The sequence below is a fragment of the Aromatoleum diolicum genome (assembly GCF_012910955.1).
In the GTDB taxonomy this organism is placed as follows: domain Bacteria; phylum Pseudomonadota; class Gammaproteobacteria; order Burkholderiales; family Rhodocyclaceae; genus Aromatoleum; species Aromatoleum diolicum.
In genome coordinates, this window is sequence record NZ_WTVQ01000005.1 from 35,287 (window position 1) to 57,240 (window position 21,954).

The following is a 21,954-nucleotide window of genomic DNA, read 5'->3' on the forward strand; positions in this document are numbered from 1 at the left end:
GAATGCCGGTCTTGTGCGCCGCGGACGGGCGGCGAATCAGTTGCGCCGTTCTTCCCTGCGCCGTTGTTCCTCGCGCTTTTCTTCTTCCTGCTTCTGTTCTTCGCTGGTTTTGTCCTTGTCACGTGCCCTGCCCGCGGCAGGCCTGGGCTCCTGGGTGCGCGGCTCTGCCGCGGGCACCGGCGGAGGAGGTGGTGGCGCCTGTCTGGGCGCAGCGGCAGGCGGACGTGGCTCGGCTTGCCTTGTGGCGGGCGCGGATTCGGGTCTCGCCCGTTGCCGCGGCGGCTGCTCGTCCGGCGGGGGCGGCGCGACCCTGGGCTCGGCGGCGCGCTTCGGCGCAGCGGGCGGCGGGGCGACGGCTTGTTCGCGCTCGCGCTGACTACCATTCCCGCGCGGTTCGGACCTGTCACGTGGCTCGCGCGGCTGCGCTGCCGGCACTGCGGGCGTCGCTTGCGGCGGGGCAGCCTCGGGCTGCGCCCCGCCTCGGGCTGGCGCCGGGGGCGGCGTTACCGCTTGTTCGCGCTGTTGTCGCTCGCGACGCTCTTCTCGCGCGTCACGCTGGTCGGACTTGCCGCGCGGCTCGGGTGCCTGTGCTGCCGGCACCGCCGGCGTCGCGGGTACTGCCGGTACTGCTGGCGTCGTTCGCGTCGCTGGAGTCGGCACCGCCGGCGTTGCTGGTGTCGCTCGCGGCGGAGCGAGCTCGGGCTCGGCGGGGCGTTGCGGTGATGTCGGCCGTGGTGCGGCGCTTTGTCCGCGCTGCTCGTCGTTTCCGCGCTGTTCCGATCTGCCCCGCTGTTCATCGTCACCACGCTGCTCCGACCTGCCGCGTGGCTCCCGCGATTGCGCTGCGGGTACCTCTGGCGTCGCCTGCGGCGGCGTGACCTGAGGCTGAACCGCGTCCTTTGGCGTTTCCGGCTGCGGTGCTACGGGTTGTCCACGCTCCTCTCCCCTCCCCCGCTGTTCGGACTTGCCGCGTGCATCGCCTGCCTTGGCACCGGATGCCGCCGGCGGGGGACGCACGGTCGGCGGCGCTTCCTGCTTCTGCGCGACCACTTTGACGACGGGCGCCGACGCTGCAGGTTTCAATTCCTTGCGCGCGGACTCATCGAGCGGTTTGCCCGGCTTGGCGCTCAGTTGCTGCTGTTGGGCCGCGAATCCGACGGGTGCCGCAGGGGGTGCGGTACGCGCGACAACACGCCGCTCGAGCACACGCGCAGGCGGCTTGTCACGCTGGGCAGCCGCGCCACGCACGCTTTTTTCCGTCGGCGCCACCGGCGCAACAAGCGCCAGCGGTGCGCTGCCGACCATTTCCCGGGATACCCGCACCGCCGCCTTCGACACCGGTTGCGACTGTACGAAGGTGGTCGTCGGCACGGCGACGACGGCTCCCTGCACGTTCCGGTTGGCGTAGACCACATTGGTCACGTTCGTATTGTTGTAGTAGTTGTTGATGACCGTGGTGTTGACGACGGTGTTGCTGCGGTTGATATTTTCGAAGTAGCTGCGGCTGACCTGGTAGGCCGGTCGATACACCTCGCGCGGCCCCAGCGGGAACCACGCGACGCCGCCGACAAGGCCGCTAGAGATCGTGAGCTGGAAGTTGTCGCCGCCCACGAACACCACCAGTGCCGGGGCGTAGTAGGCCCGACTGCGCACGGGGCCGGGTATCCACCCCCACGTTCCACCGACATGCGCCCAGCGGCCGTAGTGGGATACGGCGAAGCCCCAGGGCGCGTCATCCACCCAGGTCCAGCCCCACGGGTCGATCCATGCCCAATGTCCGTCGCGATACGGAGCCCAGCCGCTGGCTACGCGGCTGGGGTACCAGACGTTACCGTAGGTGGCGTCGACGCGCCAGCTGCCGTGCTCGTCGAGATCCTGGTAGCCGACCACGTCTTCCGATACATAGCGGGCGGAGCGCGAGTCGTCATAGCGGCGGTCGCGGCTGCTCGCCCAGCGATCGAAGTCGTCGGTGCGCTGCGCATCGACATACTCGTACTCGCGCAAGTCGGTGCCCATGAAGCGATAGGGTTGCTGCGAATCGATGACATACGCCGCGTCTTCGCCGTACACCTCGCCCTGCCCCCGGCGCACGAAGATCGTCGTCGCATCGCCTTCGGGATCCACTTCGATCCGGAAGGCACCCGGTTCCCGCAAGGTAAAGGCAAGATTCGGCGTAGCGATCTCGAACACCTGGTTAGGTGCGAGACGACGCACGCGCACGTTCAATGTGCCTTGCGTCAATTGCAGTTGGGTGATTTGGTCGTCGAGATTCAGAACGGAGACGCTGGTACCGGCGTTCATGCGAACCAGTGTTCCGCCGGTCTGGAGTTCGGCGCGCGCACCGTCATCGACCCAAAGGCGGTCGCCGGTGGTCAGCGGCCGATTGGTGGTGGCCTGAAACCAATCGTTGTCACCGGCTGGCGAAAAGCTCACCTCGCCGGCCATGTAAGCAAGCCGCGCGACGCGCGACGGCGGGTCCGCGCCGGCCCAGCCGCTGAAGCCAAAGATTACGACACCGGCAAGGAAGGCGAATGTCCGGAGGCGGAGAGATTGCGTTTTCATGACGATTCCTTACGCAGGGGTGCGCTGTCAGGGCTGACAGAACCGCGTCGACGCCATCGCTGCTGCTCTGTCAAGAAGGTGGCATCAAGCATAGGGAACGCTACTCACGCGGTCTGTTCGGTAGCGCACCGAGCCCGGCCACGAATCTCGACGCAGGGCGGCGCCATCGTGGATTTTGTTCCGATGCCATCGCAGATCCTTTACCGGCAACCGAAGACACGCGCGCTATGTATGCTCCCGCACAGACTGCGGCCGGGTGATGGACGACATTGACCCTGACTGCGTTGTTGCCCGGCGCACCCGGGTGCGATTGCGGGCAAGGCGAGGATCTGCGGTTCCGGGGATGAGATCCGAGGTCCAAGCATGCCGGATTGTGTCGCGCATCAGGATTGAATCCCGCGGTTCGTGACGGGCTTCGGTATGCGCAACTTATTACAGGAGACATCAATGACTGCAATATTGAGATCCGCGTTGGCGGTGGTCGGCGTGCTTATCACCACGCAAGCCGCCGCACAGGTCACCTTTTACGAACGTGAAGGCTTCAGAGGCAGGTCCTTCACGACGGCAGAGGAGGTCCGTAACATGGAGCGCCGTGGCTTCAACGACCGCGCCTCGTCGGTGGTGGTTGAGCGTGACCGGTGGGAGGTTTGCGAGGATGCCCGGTTCAGTGGTCAGTGCGTCGTCCTGCGTCGCGGCAGGTATCCGTCCCTGGGCGCGATGGGCCTGAACGACCGCATTTCATCGGCGCGGAGCGTGGACCGGAATGCGCACGTCGATGACGATCGCTATGCACCGGTTCCTGTTGCGCCCAACGATAACAATCGCGTTGCACAGATCACCTTCTACGAACGTGAAGGCTTCAGAGGCCGATCCTTCAGCACAAAGGAACAGATCCGTAACTTCGAGCGTAGTGGCTTCAACGACCGCGCCTCGTCGGTCACGGTTTCGAGCGGCCGATGGGAAGTCTGCGAGGACGTCCGATTCAGCGGTCGCTGTGTTGTCCTGCGTCCGGGCAGGTATCCGTCCCTGGCCGCGATGGGCCTGAACGACCGCGTGTCGTCCGTGCGGACGGTGAGCCGCAACGCGCGCATCGATGACCATCGTTATGCGCCAGCTGCTGTCGTCTCTCACGACTACCGCAGGCGCAGTGACGAGCGCCTCTTCGAGGCGGATGTCACCGCCGTGCGCGCGGTGGTCGGACCGCCCGAGCAGCGATGCTGGGTCGAGCGCGAAGAGGTCGTCCAGGATCGAAGCAACGCCAACGTGCCCGGGGCCATCGCCGGTGCGGTCATTGGCGGCATTCTCGGTCACCAGATCGGTGACGGCGCCGGCAGGGATCTCGCGACAGCCGGAGGGGCCGTCGCGGGGGCCGTGGTGGGCGCAAACGTCGGTCGCGACGACGGCGGCCAGCAAGCGTACACGCAGGACGTCCGGCGGTGCGAAAGCACACCCAGCCAGGCGCGTCCCGAATACTGGGATGTGACCTACACCTTCCGCGGACAGGCCTACCGCGTGCAGATGACCGCGCCCCCCGGACGTACCGTGACCGTGAACGAACGCGGCGAACCCCGGGAGTAAGCCTTCGACGCAACAGAAGCGAGCGAGGCGGCCCAGTCGGGCCGCCTTGCTTTGGGGCTCCCGATCTTGCGCCGCCTATGTGCGGCAACAGACAGACCGTAACGGGTGGTCTGCATAACCTTAAGTCATCGGAGCCAGCAGCATGCAGTAGCTACAGCGCGGCAATGTGCAGTGGTTGAAAGCAGCGCGGTCCTGGCAAAGAGATGGATGTGCAAGGCATTGCACGCCAATGCATCACTCCAAAGATCACCAGATGAAGGAACAAAAATGAACAAACTCAGCATTAACGTGATTGCGATTGCGCTTGGACTGGCGTTCAGCGGCGCTTCGATGGCCGAAGGCATGTCAAAAACCGATTACGAGGCCGCCAAGGACAAGATCACGGCCACGTACACGGCCGACAAGGCGGGCTGTGACTCGTTATCCGGCAACAAGAAGGATATCTGCGTGGAAGAGGCCAAGGGCAAGGAAAAGGTCGCCAAGGCGGAACTTGAAGCCAGCTACAAGCCGAGCCGGGACACCCGCTACGACGTGAGCGTCGCCAAGGCGGAGGCCACCTATGCAGTGGCGAAGGAACGCTGCGATGACATGGCCGGCAACGCGAAGGATGTCTGCGTGAAGGAAGCGAAGGCCGCGGAAGTCACCGCCAAGGCCGACGCCAAGGCGCAGATGAAGGCGTCGGATGCCAAGGCTACGGCCGACGAGAAATCCGCCGAGGCGCGCGGCAAGGCGAGCGAACAGACTACCGATGCCCGCAAGGACGCCACGGCGGACAAGCGTGACGCCGAGTACAAGGTGGCAAAGGAAAAGTGCGATGCATTCGCGGGTAGCGCCAAGGATGACTGCCTGATGAAAGCGAAAACGCAGTTCGGCAAGTAACTAGTCGCAGTCGACGATGGACGCAGCACCGGAAACACCGTGTTTGAGTAAGAGGTAACTCCATGAAATCGATTCAGAAATTCGCGCTCAGTGCAGTTGCCGCAGCAGTAATGCTCGGCCTGGGCGGTTGTGCCGGCATGTCGGCACAGGACAAGAACACAGCCATCGGCGCCGGTGTCGGTGCCATCGGCGGTTCGGTTCTTACAGGCGGCAGCGCCGTCGGAACGGTCGGTGGTGCTGCCGTCGGCGGCGTCATCGGTCACGAAGTCGGCAAATGATGTTCGACACGCGCTGCGCCTGCCCTACCCGGCCGGTGCGTCGCGGCCGCCTTTCACCCTGATCCCGCGGCGAGCGTGACCGATACGGTTTCGCTCGCTTCCGGGCAGACGGGCTACCAGGAGGAAGGAATGATGAAACTCGCAAGGAACGTCAGCGCAGCCTTGGTCATGAGCGCATTGCTTGCAGCGCTGGCCGGCTGTCAGAAACAGGAAGGACCGGCAGAAAAGGCCGGCAAGGAAGTCGACAAGGCAGCCGAGAAGGTCGGCGAGCAGGTCGAAAAAGCCGGCGAAAGTATCAAGGACGCGGCAACCGGCGACAAGAAGTAATCGATCTAACCGCCGCGCGGAATTGTCCGCTTTGCCATAGTCAGCACGTTGACGTGCGCATGCATCGTCACTCAAGTAGCTATGGGCGTTACCGCACAGAGCCGATCGGGTCTCACGTTTATTCTGACTCACGGCGCACCCTGGATGCCGAGGAGGCCGCTCCCGGCATCGTCCACAGCCCGCACGAGGAGAAGACCATGAACAAGGATCAAGTCAAAGGTCGCATCGAAGAAGCGAAAGGCAAGATGAAGGAAGTCGTCGGCAAGGTAAGCGGCGACAAGACGCTGGAACAGAAAGGCAAGATTCAGAATATCAGCGGCAAAGTCCGGGCGGGACTTGGCGATCTGAAGGAAGACATCAAGGACGCCATCTGAAGCAAGTAATCGCTGCGCTTGAATGGGCATGGCCGGTATTTGCTGAACACTTTTGACAGGAGCATCAAATGACGTATGAAACTCTCAATCCCGCACCGAGGCTGCTTAGCGCCACCTCTCTCATGAGCGATGCCGTCTATAACCACAAGGAAGAGAAACTGGGTGACATCAAGGACATGATGCTTAACATTCACAGCGGCACCGTGAGTTACGCAGTGTTGTCCTTCGGGGGCTTCCTCGGTATGGGAGAAAAGCTGTTTGCGGTGCCGTGGAGCGCATTGACACTCGACACGGTAAACAAACGCTTCGTGCTCAACGTGGAAACCGATAGCCTCGAGAATGCACCGGGATTCGACAAGGATCACTGGCCCGACATGGCTGATCCCACGTGGGCGCAGAGCATCCACACTTATTACGGGACTCAGTACGAGACTCAGGCCGATCCCGACAAGCCGAATGTCCCGCTCCTGTAACTGATGTGCAGCTGCTCCCACAACCGCGCCAGCCCTTGGCGTGGATGAATGAGGCCCTCATCGTGAGGGCCTCCTGTTAATTGCCAGGGACACTCGTGAATATTGAAGAGTCATTCGCATGGCTTGCGTACCGGCGCTGAACCTGACTCCATCTGCACAAGAGCGATGTGATGCGGACCATGGCAGTCCGGCAAGCGATCGTCTGGTAATTACCTGCGAGCATGGTGGCAACCGGATTCCCGCGCCGTACCGCGACCTATTCCGCTCCCATCAGGCGGTGCTGGACTCCCACTGGGGCTTCGACCCGGGCGCGCTCATCATGGCAAGAGCGCTGGCACGTGCCTTTGCGGCGCCGCTGGTGGTTTCCACCGTAAGTCGTCTGCTGGTGGACCTGAATCGATCGCCTCGCAATCCGCGACTGCATTTCGATGTGATTCGCGAAGCGCCGGCCGAGCTGCGCCAGCATATCCTGGACTGCTACTACCAGCCGTTTCGCGCGCAAGCCGAGCACCTTGTCGGGCAAGCGATCGCAGACCACGGCCGGGTGATCCACATCTCATCCCACAGCTTTACACCCGAGCTGAACGGCAAGGTACGAACGGCCGACATCGGGCTGCTCTACGACCCGGCCCGACCGGGGGAGGTGGAACTGTGTGCGCACTGGAAGACATCCCTCGAGACCTGTGTGCCCGAATTCACCGTCCGGCGCAATTACCCGTACCAAGGCAAGGATGACGGCCTGACCGCCTGGTTTCGCAGACGCCTGCCGCCCGACGCCTATGTGGGAATCGAGCTGGAAATCAACCAGAAACACGTCGCCGGGGCTGCCAGACAATGGGCCGCCTTGCGCAAGGGAATCGTCGAAGCTCTGGGCGCGGCGCTCGCAAGCCGGCGCGCGATCATGTCCGCGCAGCCGCCCGATTCAGAAACCGGTCCCAACAACCGGTCAAGGCTGACCGCAGGAGGTCCACGATGAAGATCCGCATTGGCTACGAAATGATCTACGACTGCCCGCAACCGACGCCGATGATCCTGACCCTGAGTGTGCACTACTCGCGGGTGTCGGACATCATCATCCCCGACCACCTGATCGCCGATCCACCCGTACCCCACACCGCCTATCGCGATACCTTTGGCAATTGGTGCTCGCGTATCGTCGCGCCCGAAGGCCAGCTCCGGCTTTTCACCGACGCGATGGTAAAGGACACCGGACAGCCGGATGTGGTCGTGCCGCAGGCGCGGCAGACGCCGGTGGAAGAACTGCCCGACGAAACCCTGCTGTTCCTGCTGGGGAGCCGCTATTGCGAGACCGATCGCCTGTCCGAGACCGCCTGGCAACTGTTCGGCAGGTCACCGACCGGATGGGGGCGCGTCCAGGCGATCTGCGACTACGTCCATCAGCATCTCACATTCGGCTATGAGCACGCCCGACCCACGAAGACGGCTTGGGAGGCATCCCAGGAGCAAACCGGCGTGTGCCGGGACTTTGCGCACCTGGCAATCACGTTCTGCCGCTGCATGAACATCCCCGCACGTTACTGCACCGGCTACCTTGGTGACATCGGCATACCGCCGCCCTACGGGCCGATGGATTTTGCCGGCTGGTTCGAGGCCTATCTCGACGGCCGCTGGTACACCTTCGACGCGCGCAACAACATGCCGCGTATCGGACGCGTTTTGATCGCCCGCGGCCGCGACGCCGCCGACGTCGCGATCAGCAACACCTTCGGCCCGAATATCCTGAAGAGCTTCAAGGTCCGGACCGACGAGGTGATCGAGGGGTGAAGCAGGCGAACGTTCCGCGGGTGCATCAGCACATCACCGGCCGGGGGCGGCCGGGAATCGCGCCGACCGCCAGCAGGATCGGAACGATCGGCAGGAGGATCGAAAAGTCACTGCATGCCTTGTGACGGCGAGTCATAGCGGCGCAGTGTCCGGGAGAACTCCCGCAATGCGTCGATGCCGCTTTGCTCGGCGCGCCGACACCAGTCTTCCAGCTGTCTGACCAATTGGTCCTTCGACGCGGTGGATCGGCTCCACACGGCCGTGAGCTCCTGCCGCATGGAATCGATGGTGCTCAACACCGTGCTGGAATGCAGAGCCTGTTCCAGGACTGCACGTTCCTTCTCCGGCAGAGCCTGCGCATCCCTCTGCAGCCAGTGCTTGACGGCGTCCAGCGCGCTGGAATCCTTGAAGCCGGGGACCGCGCTGGCGCGCAGTCGGCGGATTTCGTCCAGCGCGGTGCGTTGCAGGGATCTGGCGAACCGGGCCAGCACGTCGTAGCGGTGAGTGATGACCGCCTGCACGGTGTCCGCGTCGCAGCGCGTCTTGAAGGTGCTGTAGCGAATGCCGGGCGCGACCTTGTACACCTTTGCACAGTGAAAGATCTCCATCACACGGATGTACATCCAGCCGATGTCGAATTCCCACCACCGGTTCGAAAACCTGGCCGAGCTGGCGTAGGCGTGGTGGTTGTTGTGCAGTTCCTCGCCACCGATCAGCAGTCCCCACGGCACGATATTGCGCGAGGCATCGCACGGCGCGAAGTTGCGGTAACCCCAATAGTGGCCGATGCCGTTGATCACGCCCGCGGCGAAGATCGGAATCCACAGCATCTGCACCGCCCACATCGTGAGTCCGATCGGACCGAACAGCACAAGATCGATCGCGAGCATGATGACCACGCCGAGCACGCTGTGCTTCGTATACAGATGGCGCTCGATCCAGTCGTCGGGCGTACCGCGGCCGTATTGCCGGATCGTTGCGACGTTTGCGCTTTCCGCGCGATAGAGCTCGGACCCCTCGAGCAGCACTTTGCGGATTCCATGGATCTGCGGACTGTGCGGATCTTCCGCCGTCTCGGTGGTGGCGTGGTGCTTGCGGTGAATCGCCACCCACTCGCGGGTGACCATACCGGTGGTGAGCCACAGCCAGAAGCGGAAAAAATGGCTCAGCGCGGGATGGATGGCCAGCCCACGATGCGCCTGGTGCCGGTGGAGAAAGATCGTTACCGCGGCGATGGTGACGTGGGTCAGGCCCAGCGTAACCAGCACATAAGCCCACCAGGGCAGATCGAGAAGAGCTAGTTGCATCGCGGATTCCTTTGCAGAACGACCTCGCGACCGCCGGTGATCCCCGCAGTCATCGCAATATCCCTGCCTGCCATGCTACGCGCCGGCCGAGAAGCGTCTGTACGACAGCGCACGCTTCCGGAAATTCGGATTTCCTTCAGCACGGGAGCGCTGCCCCAATGGCCGCTGCCCGATACCGACACCGGAGCCGTCACTTGCCCCGTCCTCTGTGCGACGGCGCACCGACCGCAGCGCATCACGCGACTAGCCTTATAGCGTGTCGGGAGTTTCCCCGTAGTCAGTTCAAGCCGGCGCAACGCCGCGTCGCGTCACCGTACGCTTTCGCTGCGCGCCGCGCATGAGGGGCGAGACACAGGCTGCGACAAAGGATGTCCGACTGGCAATTCCGCCAGTCGAATCCCGAACCCAAGGAGGGTGACATGAACTGGGATATCGTCGAAGGCAACTGGAAACAGTTCAAGGGCAAGGTAAAGACGCAGTGGGGCAAACTTACCGACGATCACCTGGATGTGATTGCCGGCAAGCGCGACCAATTGGCGGGAAAACTCCAGGAAACGTACGGCATATCGAAGGACGAAGCCGAGGAGCAGATCAAGCGTTTTGAAGAACTGAACAAGGATTAAGGTCAAGACGCCGCTTCGTAACCCGAGCACGCTGCGCTCAGCCCTTTGCCGTGTGCAGTGTGCCGTGACAGGTGCTTTATTGAAAGGACTCAACTCATGACCAGCTATAAACACTTCATCCTGCCAGCCGTGCTGGTCGGGAACAGCGCGGTGGCCTCCGTGTTCGCGACATTCATGGCCGACCGCCTTCGCCACACACGCAAAGGCCGACAGAAAGCAGCACTCGCCGACTGGGAAGACGAGGGTGGCAGCGTGGTGGTGCCCGAAGCCACGACACCATCATCATGAAGCCTGCGAGTAACGGCAACGCCCCGGCCGTCGCTGATCGAAACCTCGAGCGAGACCTGGATCGGAGCGTGGCGTCGCCGCTGCGGCAATGGCGTGATCGGGGCATCACGACGATGAACGCGCCTTCCTCAAGCGACACGCATGATCCGGACGACCCTTGCCATTCCTCGCCTGGACGTTCATGCCCGCGCTGCAACGGTTCCGTATACCGCGTCCCGCGCCGCTTCGTAGACCTGCTCGTGAGCGCCTTGATGCCGGTCCACCGCTACCGCTGCGACGAGATGGGCTGTAATTGGGAAGGGAATCTGCGCGCGACGCGACAGTCCGTCCCGAGCGGCGGCAGTGTCGATACGTACGAAGAAGCAAGAAGAGACGCGCGCGAGCGGTCGCAGATGGGCCGCGAGACGCTGTCGGGCGCGCAGTCGCGATGAACGACGGGCTCAACCCCGCTCGCGCCGCGAGCTCGGCGACGATCGACCCGCTCGCACCCAAGACAGGCGTTCCTTGCCAGGAACCCGCAGTGATCAGGAGAAAACCATGTCCAGCGTCGGTTACCACGAGCCTTTGGAAGAACTATCTGCGGAAACGCGCGACATGCACCGGGCAATTGTTTCCCTTATGGAAGAGCTGGAAGCCATTGACTGGTACAACCAGCGCACCGATGCGAGCCAGGACCCGGAACTGAAGGCCATCCTCGAACACAACCGGGACGAGGAAAAGGAGCACGCATCCATGTTGCTGGAGTGGATTCGGCGCAAGGACCCGAAGTTTTCCGAGGAGCTCCGGGACTACCTGTTCACCACAAAGCCGATTACCCAGAAATGACCAAGGCCGGCCACTCGCCGCAGCGGACCACCGCCAACGACCGCTGGCGTCAGCTATCGCCGAGAGTATTGATGCCATGAACACGCCCCCAACCACCGTCCTGCTCGTCGAAGACGATCCCGCCGACGCAGGATTGATCCAGGCGGCGCTCGCCAGCACGGACGAGCAGCCGTTTCGCGTCGAATGGGTAACACGACTGTCCGACGCAATCGAACGACTCGGCCGGGAGGGCATCGAGGTGGTGCTGCTCGACCTGACACTGCCCGACGGCCAGGGCATCGAGGCGTTCGATCAGGTGCACCAGGCTGCGCCGAATGCGCTGATCCTGGTCCTGAGCGGAGCGACGGACGAAGAAGCCCCGCGTCTCGCCCTGCAGCGCGGCGCCCATGACTATCTCGCCAAAGCCCATATCGATGCCCACTGGCTGCCGCGTGCGCTGCGCTACGTCATCGAGCGCAAAGCCTCGCGGGAGGGGCTGCGCGACAGCGAGGCGCGGTTTCGTGCCATGAGCGACGCCTCCCCGCTCGGAATCTTCGTCTCCGATGCGCAGGGAGGCTGTACCTATACCAACACGGCGTATCACAAGATATCGGGGCTGACCTTCGATCAGACGCTGGGCACGAACTGGAGCACGGCAGTCCACCCGGACGATCGCCAGCGTGTGCTTGCCGAGTGGCGCGACGCAGCGCGAGGCCAGGATCCGTTCGAAACGGAGTTCCGCTTTCTGCGTGAAGACGAGAGCGTGGTGTGGACGCGCGTCAATGGCGCCGCCATGCGCGATGGAGCGTGGTCGCACGGTCACGTTCAGACGGTCGAGGACATCACCGAACGCAAGTCGACGGAACTCGTATTGCTAGCGGCGGAAGAGGCATTCTTCGAGGAAAAGGAACGTGCCCAGGTCACGCTCAATTCCATTGGCGACGGCGTGCTGAGCACCGACCTTCTGGGCAAGGTGACTTACATGAATCCGGTCGCGGAAGCGATGACCGGCTGGTCTTGCGAGGATGCGCTGGGTCGGCCGCTGCCGGAGGTGTTCACGATCATCGACGGCAAAGGGCGCAACGCTGTAGCGAATCCGGCGCTGCGCGCGATCACGGGCGACAGGACGGTGGAGCTGACCGCGGATTGCTTGCTGGTCCGTCGCGACGGCTCCGAATCCCCGATCGAGGACTCCGCCGCGCCCATCCACAACCGCGCCGGCGAGGCCATCGGTGCCGTCATCGTCTTCCACGATGTCAGCAAGGCGCAGGCCATGGCGCAGAAGATGTCCCACCAGGCCCAACACGACTTCCTCACCGGCTTGCCGAATCGGATGCTCCTGACCGAACGGCTCTCGCAGGCGATCGGGCAGGCCCATCGACACCGCAAGCAGGTCGCGCTGATGTTCCTGGACCTCGATTATTTCAAGCACATCAACGACTCGCTCGGGCACGCGATCGGCGACGAATTGCTGCAATCGGTTGCGGGTCGCCTGGCGGCGTGTGTGCGCACCACGGATACGGTATGCCGCCAGGGGGGTGACGAATTCGTGATCCTGCTGACCGAAATCGAGTGCCCGCATGATGCAGCGCACGTCGCGAACAAGGTGCTGGCCGCACTCACCGAGGCGCAGCATATCGGCGGACACGAACTTCATGTCACCGTGAGCATCGGCATCAGCGTGTATCCCGACGACGGCACCAACGCGGAAACCCTGACGCAGAGCGCAGATACCGCGATGTATCACGCCAAGGCGAACGGCCGTAACAGCTTCCAGTTCTTCGAGGCAGAGATGAACACCCGGGCGGTCCGCAGGCAGTTCGTCGAAGGCAGCCTGCGCCGCGCGCTGAAGGAGGACGAGTTCCTGCTGCATTACCAGCCGCAGATCGATCTCGCGTCGGGTGCGATGACCGGGGCCGAGGCGCTCATCCGTTGGCAGGACCCGGATCTCGGACTCATCTACCCGGGCGATTTCGTGCCGATCGCGGAAGAGTGCGGCCTCATCGTGCCGATCGGCCGATGGGTGCTGCGCGAAGCCTGCCGGCAGGCCCGCGCGTGGCTGGATTCGGGCCTGCTCGCGGTGCCGGTGGCAGTCAACATCTCGGCGCTGGAGTTACGACACGAGGGCTTTCTCGAAGGCGTTGCCCTGATCCTGAAGGAAACCCGCCTTCCGCCGCGTTATCTCGAACTGGAACTGACGGAAAGCATCATCATGGACGACGCCGAATCGTCGGCGTCGGTGCTTGATGCGCTCAGGACCATGGGGGTGCAGCTTGCGATCGACGACTTCGGTACGGGCTACTCGAGCTTGAGTTATCTGAAGCGCCTGCCGATCAACACCCTGAAGATCGACCAGTCCTTCGTGCACGACATCGCCACCAATACAGACGGCGCAACCATCGTCGCCGCGGTGATCGGCATGGGGAAGAACCTCAATCAGCGAGTCATCGCCGAAGGCGTCGAAACGTATGCCCAACTCGCATTTCTGCGGACTCAGCAGTGCGAAGTGGGACAAGGGTTTCAGTTTAGCCACCCCTTGCCCGCGGAGGCATTCGAGCTGTTGCTCGATTGCCCGAAAGACCAGCAGCCACGGCCACTCCTGTGCTGAATGGACACGGTCGCCAAAGTCGTTCGGACACGTGGCGTGAGCACGCCCAGCGCCCACACCATGCAGCCGCATCCCGACTGGCGGGCGCTGCGGCAGCTGGCCCGTGTGTCCATGTGCAACATGGTATTTACCTTCGGTGCCTTTCTGACTAGGCTTCTGTAAGGGCTTCAAGACAGCACGCGGTTGCCCGCCGCCAGTATCACAGGACGCTCGGATCATGGACGCTACAACCAGGACAGCCTTAGTCATCGCGCTTGTCGCCGTAGCCCTGCCATTGGTGCTCTTCAGCGGCGGAATGGCGAGCGTAGCACTGATCAGTTTCGGGACGATGGACAGCGGACTCGTGCGCGAGATCAACTGGATCTGGCTTCCCGTCCTGCTGGCCGTCTTGCTGGCCGCCGTGCTCACTTCGGTCATGTTCGGCGAGAAGTAAGGCACGCGCCAGGGGAAATCGACGCCCTGGAAGCAAGTCAGCGCAGAACCTGGTCCAGGCGGCAGGACGACCTTGATCCGATCAGCTGAAAATTGTTCTCGAGCCACGACTCCGCCTGGCTGCGGCCCTCGTCGTGCAGCGCCGCGATGAACGAAGAATGGGTATTGGCCTTGCTGAGCGAACCCAATCGGCTCATGTATTCAGGCGAGTCGATCAGGTGCATGTTCAGGCGGCGTAGTTTCCGCTGCAGACGTCCGAACGGGATCCAGCCCTGCTCGGCCTCCTCCTTCGCGAACGCGAGCCCCTGCAGTTCGGTGAAAAACGCCGACGTGAAACCAATTTCGGTCAGCCGGCGCGAGATCTCGTCCGCCGAAGACGGTGTTTCCGTGCCGGGCTCCGGATGCAGCAGCACCATGATCAAGTCGCTGGCGCGACAATGATTTACCAGCGGAATCAGCGGGGGATTGGCGGTGAGACCGCCGTCCCAGTAGGCTTCTCCGTCGATCTCGATACTGTGATGCAGGGCCGGCAGGCATGCCGAAGCTAGCAGGGCTTCGAGCGTGAGTTCCCGCGTGTGGAACAGCCTCAGCCTGCCCGTGCTGACCCGCGTTGCGGCAATGAAGAGTTCGATCCGGCAGTCGGCCCTCAGCCGCTCGAAATCGACCTGGCTTACCAGGATGTCGCGCAAGGGGTTCAGGTCGAAGGGATTGAGCTGGTAGGGCGAAAAAAACCGCGTCATGAAGAGGAATGCCTTGAGCGCGGTGGCATTGCCCAGCGACTCGTTGCCTGTCACGGAGGATGCGTTCTCGCCCATGCCGTTGAACGGCGCTCTGGTTTCAACACTCTCCCAAAAATCCTTCAGCGCCTGGCGGGCGCCATCCCGCCCACCGCAAGTGAATCCGTGCGCAACGAGCACGGCGTTCATCGCGCCGGCACTCGCGCCGCTGATGCCGTCGATATCGATGCGTTCGTCTTCCAGCAGGCGATCGAGAACACCCCAGGTAAACGCTCCATGAGAGCCGCCGCCCTGCAGTGCCAGGGTCACGAGCTTTTTTCGCATGCACAATTTCCTTGATCAAGGTTTTGAAGTCTGGTTTTTTGAATCCGACAAAGTCCTGGCATCCCGGACCAGCTGCGCGCAATCGCTGTCCTGTCCCGGGCCGGCATCGATCAGGGGAATCAGCGCAAGCAGCGGATTGACCATGCCGAGCGCAATGGCACCGAGGGCGCGTGCCGCCAAGCGCCCCTTGTCGACGCCGGCTTCGGGCCTGGCAAAGCTGCCGCGCACGTGGATCGGGCTGCGCAAGGCCACAGGGCTGGTGTCCTTGGTTTTCTGATTCAGCGTCAGATCCAGCTTTTCCTGCCCCAGATCGATGCTGCCCGTGCCGATGATGGTGGTGATCTCGGTGTCGAAGATCAGCGCCCGGCTGTTCATGATCCCTTCCTTGACGTCGAAGTCGGCCACCGCACAACGCAGCTTCACGAGTTCGTCGCCCCTCACCTGCAGTTCGAGTATCTCCCACAGATGCAGGCCGATTTGCTCCATCATCAGCCGGCTGATCTCGCCCCCGGCGACGACCAGGCCCAGCGTGCCGCTGGAAGTCGCCAGCATGCGCCTGACCGAGTTGCCGTTGCCGCTGAGGTCGAATTCGCCGTTGATCTGGCCGATGCTGGCCTTGCTGAGCTTGACCGTCGGAAACAGCTTCGAAATCAGGATCTTTCGCGCCTTCACCCTGGCGTGCGCCGCGATCGGCTCCTTGCGCCCATCCAGCGTAATTACGGCATTGAGCTGGCCGCCGGCGATGCCGAAGTCGAGCGGATCGAGCCGCAGGACGGAATCACGCAAGCTCAGATGGGTCACGAGGTCTTCCAGCGGAAGCTCCTTGGCGTGGCGAAAGGTTTTGGCTTTGAGGGTCACCTCGGCATCGACGGTGTCCCAGCGTTCGGCCTTGAACGCCATGTCCGGCAACACGCGTGCTTGCGCAGGCGTGGGGGCGGTCGTCTCGGAAGGTTCCGGCGCGGCCTCTCGGGCAGCCTCCAGGCGGCCGGGCCTGGCGCCGATCAAGGGGCCCAGATCGACGATATCGAGCACGTTGGAAACCAGATCCGCTTCCATTGCAGGGCGTTTGCCGCCGGTGACCACCTGCACTGTGCCGCCAATGTCGCTGCCCCCGATGCGGCCGGAGAATTTCTCGTAGCGCCACGTTTCCCCGCTGCGCACGATATGCCCGGCCGTCGCGTAGGCGCCCGTTTCCGGAAAGGCAATGCCAAGCAAGGGATAAAGTTGCGCCAGATTCTTGCCGCTGACGGCGAGCGTCATGTCCACCGCGGAAAACTTCAGCAGGCTGGTAATGGTCCCCTCGCCCTTCACGACGGTACGGCCGACGGTGAGTTCGCCCTTGAGCGGATAAGGCGTGCGCTCGTCGCGCAGTCCGAGCACCGGTCCGCCGCTGCCGCTCGCCTTGAGCGGCAGGCCCTTGAATTGCCCCTGTGCGGAAAAGCTCAGCCCGGCCTCGGTGGGCTGAGCGTTCGACGTCGACAGTTCCGAACGGATGCGAGTCTTCTGCGCAGCATCGTCGTAACCGAGCGTTCCTTCATCGAGCATCAGGCGGTCGATCTGGATACGCGCCCCCTCGTCCTGCTGCTGGAGGTCCAGCAGCCAGTTCTTTCGACCTTCGGTCCCCTGTTCGAGATAGATCACGGGACGCCTGAGCCGCACTTCGGGAAGTACGATGTTTCGCCGCATGAGTTGCGGCAAGTCGATCGAAACTTCGAACGCGTCGGCGGCGACCATCTGCTTTTCCCTGGCCCAGGCCGGATTTGCGAATGTCACCGCACCGGCATGGATACGCGGGTGCGGCCAGCCGAACTCGACGGCCAGATCGCCACCGATCGCCAGTTCGCGGCCGGTTTTTTCCAGCGCCATGCGCTCGATCGATCCACGCAACCAGTTCCAGCCGAAAATTGCGACAAAGAGAACCGCCAGCGCAATCAGCGCGAGAGCGATTCCGGCGATCCATTTGAGCGAAGAACGTAGCGTCATGGCGTTATTCCAGGCGATGCGGCCATCCTTTTTTGGGATCTGAACCTTAGGGTGCCAGCAATTATCGGTGTCCGACAAGCACCACACCGTTCGACAGCGCACATAAGACGATTCCCGACAGATGCAATTGCCCCGCTCGGCAGATGGGAGCCCGTCCATGCGGAGCATCTGTGCGCTGCCGTACAAACTCGGGGAACCGTTTCATCTATCCTCGAACGCATCTGCTCTCGAGTGCATCCATGAATCCCGTGTCGGTGGCACCCGCCGCCATTGCCCAGTCGTCGCCGCAGGAACTCGCACTTTCGGGCGCCTGGACTGCGCGCGGAATCGGCACTATCGCGCCGCAACTGGACGCGCTGGCCGCGCCTGCCGATCAGGAACTGGTCATCGACAGTGCGCGCATCGAGGCGCTCGATACTGCAGGCGCCTGGGTTCTGCAAAAACTTCTGCACCGCCTGCGTGGCGAAGGCAAGGCGGTACAGCTGCGTAACCTGCGCCCGGAATTCGCCCGACTGCTCGACGCCATCGGGCAGCAGACGGCAGACCAAACACACCCCCTCTCCCCCCTTGCCGGCGCGCCCGCATCGACGCTCGAGGGCTTGGGCCGGAGCATTGAAGCGGCCGCCCAACAGGGCTTTGCGCTGCTCAGTTTCGTCGGGGCATGTGCGCTCGCGCTCGGCGGATGCATCGCTCACCCGGCGCGATTCCGGTGGCGTCCGATCCTGTACAACATCCGCAGCGCCGGATTCGACGCCCTGCCCATCGTCGGGCTGCTGTCGTTCCTGCTCGGCATCGTTGTCGCCTATCAGGGCGCCGATCAGCTCCGGCAATACGGTGCCAACATTTTCGTCGCCGACCTCGTCGGCCTGTCCATGCTGCGCGAGTTCGCGCCCCTGATCACGGCCATCATCGTCGCCGGACGCTCGGGTTCAGCCTATGCCGCGCAGATCGGCACGATGGCGGTGACCGAGGAGATCGACGCCATGCGCACGCTCGGCATCGCGCCGCTGGATGTGCTGGTGCTGCCGAAGATCCTCGCGCTGTTGATCGCCCTGCCGCTACTGACCGTGTTCGCCGATGTACTCGGCGTGTTCGGCGGCATGATCATGGCGCGCGCGCAACTGGGGGTGGGCTTCGGCGATTTTCTCGATCGTTTCGTCAAGGCCGTCAGCGTCACGGCCTATCTCATCGGTATCTGCAAGGCGCCGGTATTCGCTGCCATCATCGCCGTGGTGGGCTGCTTCCAGGGCTTTCGCACCCACGGCGGCGCCGACAGCGTCGGCCGCCAGACGACACGCGCCGTGGTTCAGTCGATCTTCCTCGTGATCGTTGCCGACGCCCTGTTCTCGGTCGCTTTCAGTGCGCTGGACCTCTGACATGCAAGACCCGACGCCTTCCGACGACGCAGTCATCACGCTCAGCAAGGTATCGACGAGCTTCGGCGAGCACGTCGTGCATTCCGGCATCGACCTTGAAGTGCGCCGCGGCGAGATCTTCGCGTTGATCGGCGGCAGCGGCTCCGGCAAGTCGACGCTGCTGCGCGAAATGATCCTGCTGCATCGCCCGGATGCGGGCTCCATCCGGGTGCTCGGCGTCGATCTGCAGGCGCTCGGTGATGGCGACGCGGACCGCGACACCCTTGCGCTACGCCAGCGCTGGGGGGTGATGTTCCAGCATGGCGGCTTGTTCGGATCGCTGACGGTGCAGGAAAACGTCGGCTTGCCACTGCGCGAGCACACCGGCCTGGACGACGCGCTGATCGATGAAATCGCGGCCTGGAAGCTCGCCATGACCGGGCTCGAGCCGCAGGTCGGCGCGCAATATCCGTCCGAACTCAGCGGCGGAATGATGAAGCGGGCGTCGCTGGCGCGCGCGCTGGCACTCGACCCGGAGTTGCTGTTTCTCGACGAACCGACCGCGGGACTCGACCCCGAAAGCGCCGGCGAAGTCGACCAGCTCGTGCGCAAGCTGCGCGACCTGTTCGGCCTGACCATCGTGATGATCACGCACGACCTCGACCTGTTGTGGCAACTCGCCGACCGCGTCGCCGTTCTCGCCGACGGCAAGGTGCAAGGCATCGGTTCGATGTCCGAGCTCGCACAAGTACAAGTGGACAACCCCGCCATCCGGAAATTCTTCGACGGCCCGCGCGGGAGAGCGGCGCACGAACAGGACAAGCAGCAGGCCGACGTGCACACCAGCGGGGAAACCGGGGAACCATCATGGAAAGCAAAGTGAATTATGCGGTCGTCGGCGCGTTTGTCCTCGTCCTCGGCGCCGTGCTGGTCGCGGGCGTGCTGTGGCTCGCCTCGGGCGGCGCATTCCAGAAGAAATACGACCTCTATCTGGCGATCGAGGACGAATCAGTCGCCGGTCTCAATCTGAATGCGCCGGTCAAATACAACGGCGTCGACGTCGGCAAGGTGCGGCAGATTGAGCTCGACCCGGGCAACCCGGAACGGGTGAACCTGCTGTTCGCCATCGAACGCGGCACGCCCATCAAGGAGGACACCGTCGCGGTGCTGAAGACGCAAGGCCTGACAGGCATCGCCTATGTCGAGCTCAGCGGCGGCACCCGCGATGCGCCACCGCTACGCGCCGCTGCGGGAAGCGCGTATCCGGTGATCCGTACCAAGCCCTCGCTCGCCGCCCGGCTCGAGAATGTGCTCACGACGGTGCTGGCGAAGCTGGACACGATCTCGAACAACATCAATACCATTCTCAGCGACGAAAACCGGGCGGCTTTCACGACTGCGCTCGCCGACATCGCCACCGTGGCGCACACGATCGCTGCGCGCAAGGACGCGCTCGATGCGGGCATCACCCATGCGGCCCGCACGTTCGAGAACACTTCACGTGCCACCGCGCAGGTCGGGCCCGTGATCGATCGTGTCGGACGCAGCGCCGAGGCCGTCGAGAAAATGGGCAACGAGCTCGCCCGGACGAGTACCAGTGCGGGAAAGGTCGTCGACTCGGCCGGGGCCGACCTGAAGCGCTTCGGCGAGGAAACGCTGCCCGAACTGGAACGTCTGCTCGGGGAACTCAGCGTTCTGTCGACCTCGTTGCGGCGCCTCAGCGAGCAAACCGAGCGCAACCCGTCCGGGATCCTGTTCGGTCGCAAGCCGGTGCCGAACGGGCCGGGAGAATCGGCAACGGCACCATCACCAGGACAACAGCGGCCATGACGCATCCATCTTTCGCACTCGCGGGCCGGATTTGTGCTGCCGGTCTGTTGCTGATACTGGTCAGCGGTTGCGGCGCTCTGCGCCCGACGGCGACACCGCAGCCGGGCTTCTATTCGCTCGACAACGCATGGATCGAAGCCCGGGCGGCGACGCGTTCCCCGGCGACATTAGCGGTCAGGGGCCCCACGCTGATCGTCAATCCACCGCATGCGGCGTCGGGTTACGACAGTCAGCGCATCATCTATGCGCGCGAGGCCTACAAGCTCGAATATTTTGCGCACAACGAATGGGTCGACACACCGGCGCGCATGCTCGCGCCGCTCATAGTTTCCGCAGTGGAGACCGGCGGGACATTCCGCGCTGTCGTGTTGACGCCGAGCGCCGCGGCCGGCGATCTTCGCCTCGATACCGAGATCACCCGCTTGCAGCACGATTTCGCCGGCCAGCCGAGTCGCGTACGTTTCACGCTGCGCGCCTATATCGTTGATAACAAGACGCGCCGGATTCTGGCGTCGCGCGAATTCGATGAGAGCGTTGTCGCCGCGAACGAGTCGCCCTACGGCGGCGTCGTTGCCGCCAATCGCGCCGTGCAAACGGTGCTCGAGCAGCTCGCGGAATTCTGCGCCGAAACGGCAGCGAACTGGCATCCGGCCGGCGCCGAAGTCCCGAAGCTCACGGAGGAAGGCCTGCCGGGGCGATGAAACTGCCGCGGCAGGCTGAAGATTACGCGGTTTTTCTAGCGGAGCGGGCGCTCGTGCGGGATGCGTTGGCGGACGTCTGCAGCGCCTGTGTCGCCCCTGTCATGGTGGATTCCGCGACCTCGCGTGAGGTGTTGATGATGTTTTCGCAGGCGGTGCCGGCGGTGTTCAATGTCGACTTCAACATATCGGCAATGCCGGCCGTTTTGAGCGGCGATCCCTGAAACAGGTTGTCGACTTGCGCCACCAGGGTTTGCGTGACCTCGGCCGCGCGCTGCGCGCTCACGGTGGCGATTTCGGCTTGCGTCTTGACGCAGATCTCATTCACGTTGCGGAAGTACTCGCTGGCGCGCTCGAAACTCTGCATGTACACGCCCACCTGCTCGTGCAGGTCCTGCGTCGAGTGGGTGGCGCTGCCTGTAGCGAACGAGCGCATGAAGTCGCCATTGAGCGCCAGCAGTTGCTGGGTCGCGTTCAGCGAGACGTCGAAGATGGCCTTGACGACTTCACCGTTGTCGCTGGCAGCCTCGGTAACTTTCTGCAAATAGCTGATCGAGTTCATATAGCAGTTTCCTCTTGTATAAGACGTTCACATTGCATGCATCGAAGCCACCGACTCGAAGCTCTGGGTCGGCAGCGGGGTGTTATCAGGGTAGTGAAACGCAGTCTGTCATCGGCAGGCGTCGTTCACGTCAGGCGCCTGCCGTCG

At 63.3% G+C, this 21,954-nt stretch carries 23 protein-coding genes; 18 read left to right on the forward strand and 5 right to left on the reverse strand.

Going from position 1 to position 21,954, the window contains the following annotated elements:
- Positions 1-36 precede the first annotated feature (36 nt).
- A complete protein-coding gene (locus GPA25_RS04320; protein ID WP_169259135.1) occupies positions 37-2,562 on the reverse strand; it encodes a DUF6600 domain-containing protein in 2,526 nt (841 codons plus the stop codon).
- 477 nt (positions 2,563-3,039) lie between these two features.
- Between GPA25_RS04320 and GPA25_RS04325 the strand changes: the two genes are divergently transcribed.
- The 8 genes from GPA25_RS04325 (at position 3,040) to GPA25_RS04360 (ending at position 8,256) form a co-directional block, all read left to right on the forward strand.
- On the forward strand, positions 3,040-4,140 hold the full coding sequence (locus tag GPA25_RS04325) for a beta/gamma crystallin-related protein (RefSeq protein ID WP_343034839.1): 1,101 nt from the start codon (positions 3,040-3,042) through the stop codon (positions 4,138-4,140).
- Between the two features lie 267 nt (positions 4,141-4,407).
- Positions 4,408-5,019, forward strand: a complete 612-nt coding sequence (locus GPA25_RS04330) for a hypothetical protein (RefSeq protein WP_169259136.1) — start codon at positions 4,408-4,410, stop codon at positions 5,017-5,019.
- A 62-nt stretch (positions 5,020-5,081) separates the two neighbouring features.
- Positions 5,082-5,297, forward strand: coding sequence for a glycine zipper 2TM domain-containing protein (locus GPA25_RS04335; RefSeq protein WP_169259137.1), 216 nt, complete (start codon positions 5,082-5,084; stop codon positions 5,295-5,297).
- A gap of 129 nt (positions 5,298-5,426) precedes the next feature.
- Positions 5,427-5,624, forward strand: a complete 198-nt coding sequence (locus tag GPA25_RS04340; protein WP_169259138.1) for a hypothetical protein — start codon at positions 5,427-5,429, stop codon at positions 5,622-5,624.
- 197 nt (positions 5,625-5,821) lie between these two features.
- Entirely contained in the window at positions 5,822-5,998 is a 177-nt protein-coding gene (locus GPA25_RS04345; RefSeq protein ID WP_169259139.1) for a CsbD family protein, read from the forward strand.
- A 68-nt stretch (positions 5,999-6,066) separates the two neighbouring features.
- Positions 6,067-6,471: a PRC-barrel domain-containing protein gene (locus tag GPA25_RS04350; protein WP_169259140.1), complete on the forward strand. Its 405-nt coding sequence runs from the start codon at positions 6,067-6,069 to the stop codon at positions 6,469-6,471.
- 118 nt (positions 6,472-6,589) lie between these two features.
- Positions 6,590-7,447, forward strand: coding sequence for an N-formylglutamate amidohydrolase (locus GPA25_RS04355; RefSeq protein WP_169259141.1), 858 nt, complete (start codon positions 6,590-6,592; stop codon positions 7,445-7,447).
- The gene (locus GPA25_RS04360; protein ID WP_169259142.1) at positions 7,444-8,256 is read left to right on the forward strand and encodes a transglutaminase-like domain-containing protein; all 813 of its coding nucleotides are present in this window, start codon (positions 7,444-7,446) and stop codon (positions 8,254-8,256) included. The genes GPA25_RS04355 and GPA25_RS04360 overlap by 4 nt, the downstream gene beginning before the upstream one ends.
- A 107-nt stretch (positions 8,257-8,363) precedes the next feature.
- Here the strand turns inward: GPA25_RS04360 and GPA25_RS04365 are convergent, their stop codons facing one another.
- Positions 8,364-9,563, reverse strand: coding sequence for a DesA family fatty acid desaturase (locus GPA25_RS04365; RefSeq protein WP_169259143.1), 1,200 nt, complete (start codon positions 9,561-9,563; stop codon positions 8,364-8,366).
- 368 nt (positions 9,564-9,931) lie between these two features.
- Between GPA25_RS04365 and GPA25_RS04370 the strand changes: the two genes are divergently transcribed.
- The 6 genes from GPA25_RS04370 (at position 9,932) to GPA25_RS04395 (ending at position 14,319) form a co-directional block, all read left to right on the forward strand.
- Positions 9,932-10,186 (forward strand): CsbD family protein, encoded by a 255-nt coding sequence (locus tag GPA25_RS04370; RefSeq protein ID WP_343034831.1) that lies wholly within the window; start codon positions 9,932-9,934, stop codon positions 10,184-10,186.
- A gap of 96 nt (positions 10,187-10,282) precedes the next feature.
- Positions 10,283-10,474: a hypothetical protein gene (locus GPA25_RS04375; protein WP_169259144.1), complete on the forward strand. Its 192-nt coding sequence runs from the start codon at positions 10,283-10,285 to the stop codon at positions 10,472-10,474.
- Positions 10,471-10,905, forward strand: a complete 435-nt coding sequence (locus GPA25_RS04380; protein ID WP_211162942.1) for a hypothetical protein — start codon at positions 10,471-10,473, stop codon at positions 10,903-10,905. Before GPA25_RS04375 ends, GPA25_RS04380 begins: the two co-directional genes overlap by 4 nt.
- Positions 10,906-11,011: 106 nt before the next feature.
- Positions 11,012-11,299 (forward strand): encapsulin-associated ferritin-like protein, encoded by a 288-nt coding sequence (locus GPA25_RS04385; RefSeq protein ID WP_169259145.1) that lies wholly within the window; start codon positions 11,012-11,014, stop codon positions 11,297-11,299.
- A 76-nt stretch (positions 11,300-11,375) separates the two neighbouring features.
- Complete coding sequence (locus GPA25_RS04390) at positions 11,376-13,886, forward strand: EAL domain-containing protein (RefSeq protein ID WP_169259146.1); 2,511 nt, start codon at positions 11,376-11,378, stop codon at positions 13,884-13,886.
- Positions 13,887-14,103: 217 nt separating this feature from the next.
- A complete protein-coding gene (locus tag GPA25_RS04395) occupies positions 14,104-14,319 on the forward strand; it encodes a hypothetical protein (protein ID WP_169259147.1) in 216 nt (71 codons plus the stop codon).
- A 37-nt stretch (positions 14,320-14,356) separates the two neighbouring features.
- Here the strand turns inward: GPA25_RS04395 and GPA25_RS04400 are convergent, their stop codons facing one another.
- Both GPA25_RS04400 and GPA25_RS04405 read right to left on the reverse strand, forming a co-directional pair.
- A complete protein-coding gene (locus tag GPA25_RS04400) occupies positions 14,357-15,379 on the reverse strand; it encodes a patatin-like phospholipase family protein (RefSeq protein WP_169259148.1) in 1,023 nt (340 codons plus the stop codon).
- Positions 15,380-15,394: 15 nt separating this feature from the next.
- Positions 15,395-17,362, reverse strand: a complete 1,968-nt coding sequence (locus GPA25_RS04405) for an AsmA family protein (protein ID WP_169259149.1) — start codon at positions 17,360-17,362, stop codon at positions 15,395-15,397.
- 239 nt (positions 17,363-17,601) lie between these two features.
- On the opposite strand from GPA25_RS04405, the gene GPA25_RS04410 reads away from it, so the two are divergent.
- Genes GPA25_RS04410 through GPA25_RS04425 form a run of 4 tightly spaced genes read left to right on the forward strand, consistent with a single transcriptional unit; the run spans position 17,602 to position 21,248 of the window.
- Positions 17,602-18,738, forward strand: a complete 1,137-nt coding sequence (locus GPA25_RS04410) for an ABC transporter permease (RefSeq protein WP_169259150.1) — start codon at positions 17,602-17,604, stop codon at positions 18,736-18,738.
- A gap of 1 nt (position 18,739) precedes the next feature.
- Positions 18,740-19,600, forward strand: coding sequence for an ABC transporter ATP-binding protein (locus tag GPA25_RS04415; RefSeq protein WP_169259151.1), 861 nt, complete (start codon positions 18,740-18,742; stop codon positions 19,598-19,600).
- Positions 19,585-20,547: an MlaD family protein gene (locus GPA25_RS04420; protein ID WP_169259152.1), complete on the forward strand. Its 963-nt coding sequence runs from the start codon at positions 19,585-19,587 to the stop codon at positions 20,545-20,547. Before GPA25_RS04415 ends, GPA25_RS04420 begins: the two co-directional genes overlap by 16 nt.
- Positions 20,544-21,248 carry an ABC-type transport auxiliary lipoprotein family protein gene (locus tag GPA25_RS04425; RefSeq protein ID WP_169259153.1) on the forward strand — a complete coding sequence of 235 codons (705 nt, stop codon included), beginning with the start codon at positions 20,544-20,546 and terminating at the stop codon, positions 21,246-21,248. The genes GPA25_RS04420 and GPA25_RS04425 overlap by 4 nt, the downstream gene beginning before the upstream one ends.
- Positions 21,249-21,270: 22 nt before the next feature.
- Here GPA25_RS04425 and GPA25_RS04430 read toward each other — a convergent pair whose 3' ends face one another.
- Positions 21,271-21,807, reverse strand: a complete 537-nt coding sequence (locus GPA25_RS04430; RefSeq protein ID WP_169259154.1) for a phasin family protein — start codon at positions 21,805-21,807, stop codon at positions 21,271-21,273.
- Positions 21,808-21,954: the final 147 nt, after the last annotated feature.

Excerpts from the sequence above, each read along its gene's own strand:
- GPA25_RS04340 (WP_169259138.1), top strand. The coding sequence starts at position 5,427 with ATGATGAAACTCGCAAGGAACGTCAGCGCAGCCTTGGTCATGAGCGCA.
- GPA25_RS04430 (WP_169259154.1), bottom strand. The coding sequence starts at position 21,807 with ATGAACTCGATCAGCTATTTGCAGAAAGTTACCGAGGCTGCCAGCGAC.
- GPA25_RS04395 (WP_169259147.1), top strand. The coding sequence starts at position 14,104 with ATGGACGCTACAACCAGGACAGCCTTAGTCATCGCGCTTGTCGCCGTA.
- GPA25_RS04405 (WP_169259149.1), bottom strand. The coding sequence starts at position 17,362 with ATGACGCTACGTTCTTCGCTCAAATGGATCGCCGGAATCGCTCTCGCG.
- GPA25_RS04345 (WP_169259139.1), top strand. The coding sequence starts at position 5,822 with ATGAACAAGGATCAAGTCAAAGGTCGCATCGAAGAAGCGAAAGGCAAG.
- GPA25_RS04375 (WP_169259144.1), top strand. The coding sequence starts at position 10,283 with ATGACCAGCTATAAACACTTCATCCTGCCAGCCGTGCTGGTCGGGAAC.
- GPA25_RS04385 (WP_169259145.1), top strand. The coding sequence starts at position 11,012 with ATGTCCAGCGTCGGTTACCACGAGCCTTTGGAAGAACTATCTGCGGAA.
- GPA25_RS04370 (WP_343034831.1), top strand. The coding sequence starts at position 9,932 with ATGTCCGACTGGCAATTCCGCCAGTCGAATCCCGAACCCAAGGAGGGT.
- GPA25_RS04415 (WP_169259151.1), top strand. The coding sequence starts at position 18,740 with ATGCAAGACCCGACGCCTTCCGACGACGCAGTCATCACGCTCAGCAAG.
- GPA25_RS04360 (WP_169259142.1), top strand. The coding sequence starts at position 7,444 with ATGAAGATCCGCATTGGCTACGAAATGATCTACGACTGCCCGCAACCG.
- GPA25_RS04400 (WP_169259148.1), bottom strand. The coding sequence starts at position 15,379 with ATGCGAAAAAAGCTCGTGACCCTGGCACTGCAGGGCGGCGGCTCTCAT.
- GPA25_RS04350 (WP_169259140.1), top strand. The coding sequence starts at position 6,067 with ATGACGTATGAAACTCTCAATCCCGCACCGAGGCTGCTTAGCGCCACC.
- GPA25_RS04410 (WP_169259150.1), top strand. The coding sequence starts at position 17,602 with ATGAATCCCGTGTCGGTGGCACCCGCCGCCATTGCCCAGTCGTCGCCG.
- GPA25_RS04355 (WP_169259141.1), top strand. The coding sequence starts at position 6,590 with ATGGCTTGCGTACCGGCGCTGAACCTGACTCCATCTGCACAAGAGCGA.
- GPA25_RS04420 (WP_169259152.1), top strand. The coding sequence starts at position 19,585 with ATGGAAAGCAAAGTGAATTATGCGGTCGTCGGCGCGTTTGTCCTCGTC.
- GPA25_RS04390 (WP_169259146.1), top strand. The coding sequence starts at position 11,376 with ATGAACACGCCCCCAACCACCGTCCTGCTCGTCGAAGACGATCCCGCC.
- GPA25_RS04380 (WP_211162942.1), top strand. The coding sequence starts at position 10,471 with ATGAAGCCTGCGAGTAACGGCAACGCCCCGGCCGTCGCTGATCGAAAC.
- GPA25_RS04330 (WP_169259136.1), top strand. The coding sequence starts at position 4,408 with ATGAACAAACTCAGCATTAACGTGATTGCGATTGCGCTTGGACTGGCG.
- GPA25_RS04335 (WP_169259137.1), top strand. The coding sequence starts at position 5,082 with ATGAAATCGATTCAGAAATTCGCGCTCAGTGCAGTTGCCGCAGCAGTA.
- GPA25_RS04320 (WP_169259135.1), bottom strand. The coding sequence starts at position 2,562 with ATGAAAACGCAATCTCTCCGCCTCCGGACATTCGCCTTCCTTGCCGGT.
- GPA25_RS04365 (WP_169259143.1), bottom strand. The coding sequence starts at position 9,563 with ATGCAACTAGCTCTTCTCGATCTGCCCTGGTGGGCTTATGTGCTGGTT.
- GPA25_RS04425 (WP_169259153.1), top strand. The coding sequence starts at position 20,544 with ATGACGCATCCATCTTTCGCACTCGCGGGCCGGATTTGTGCTGCCGGT.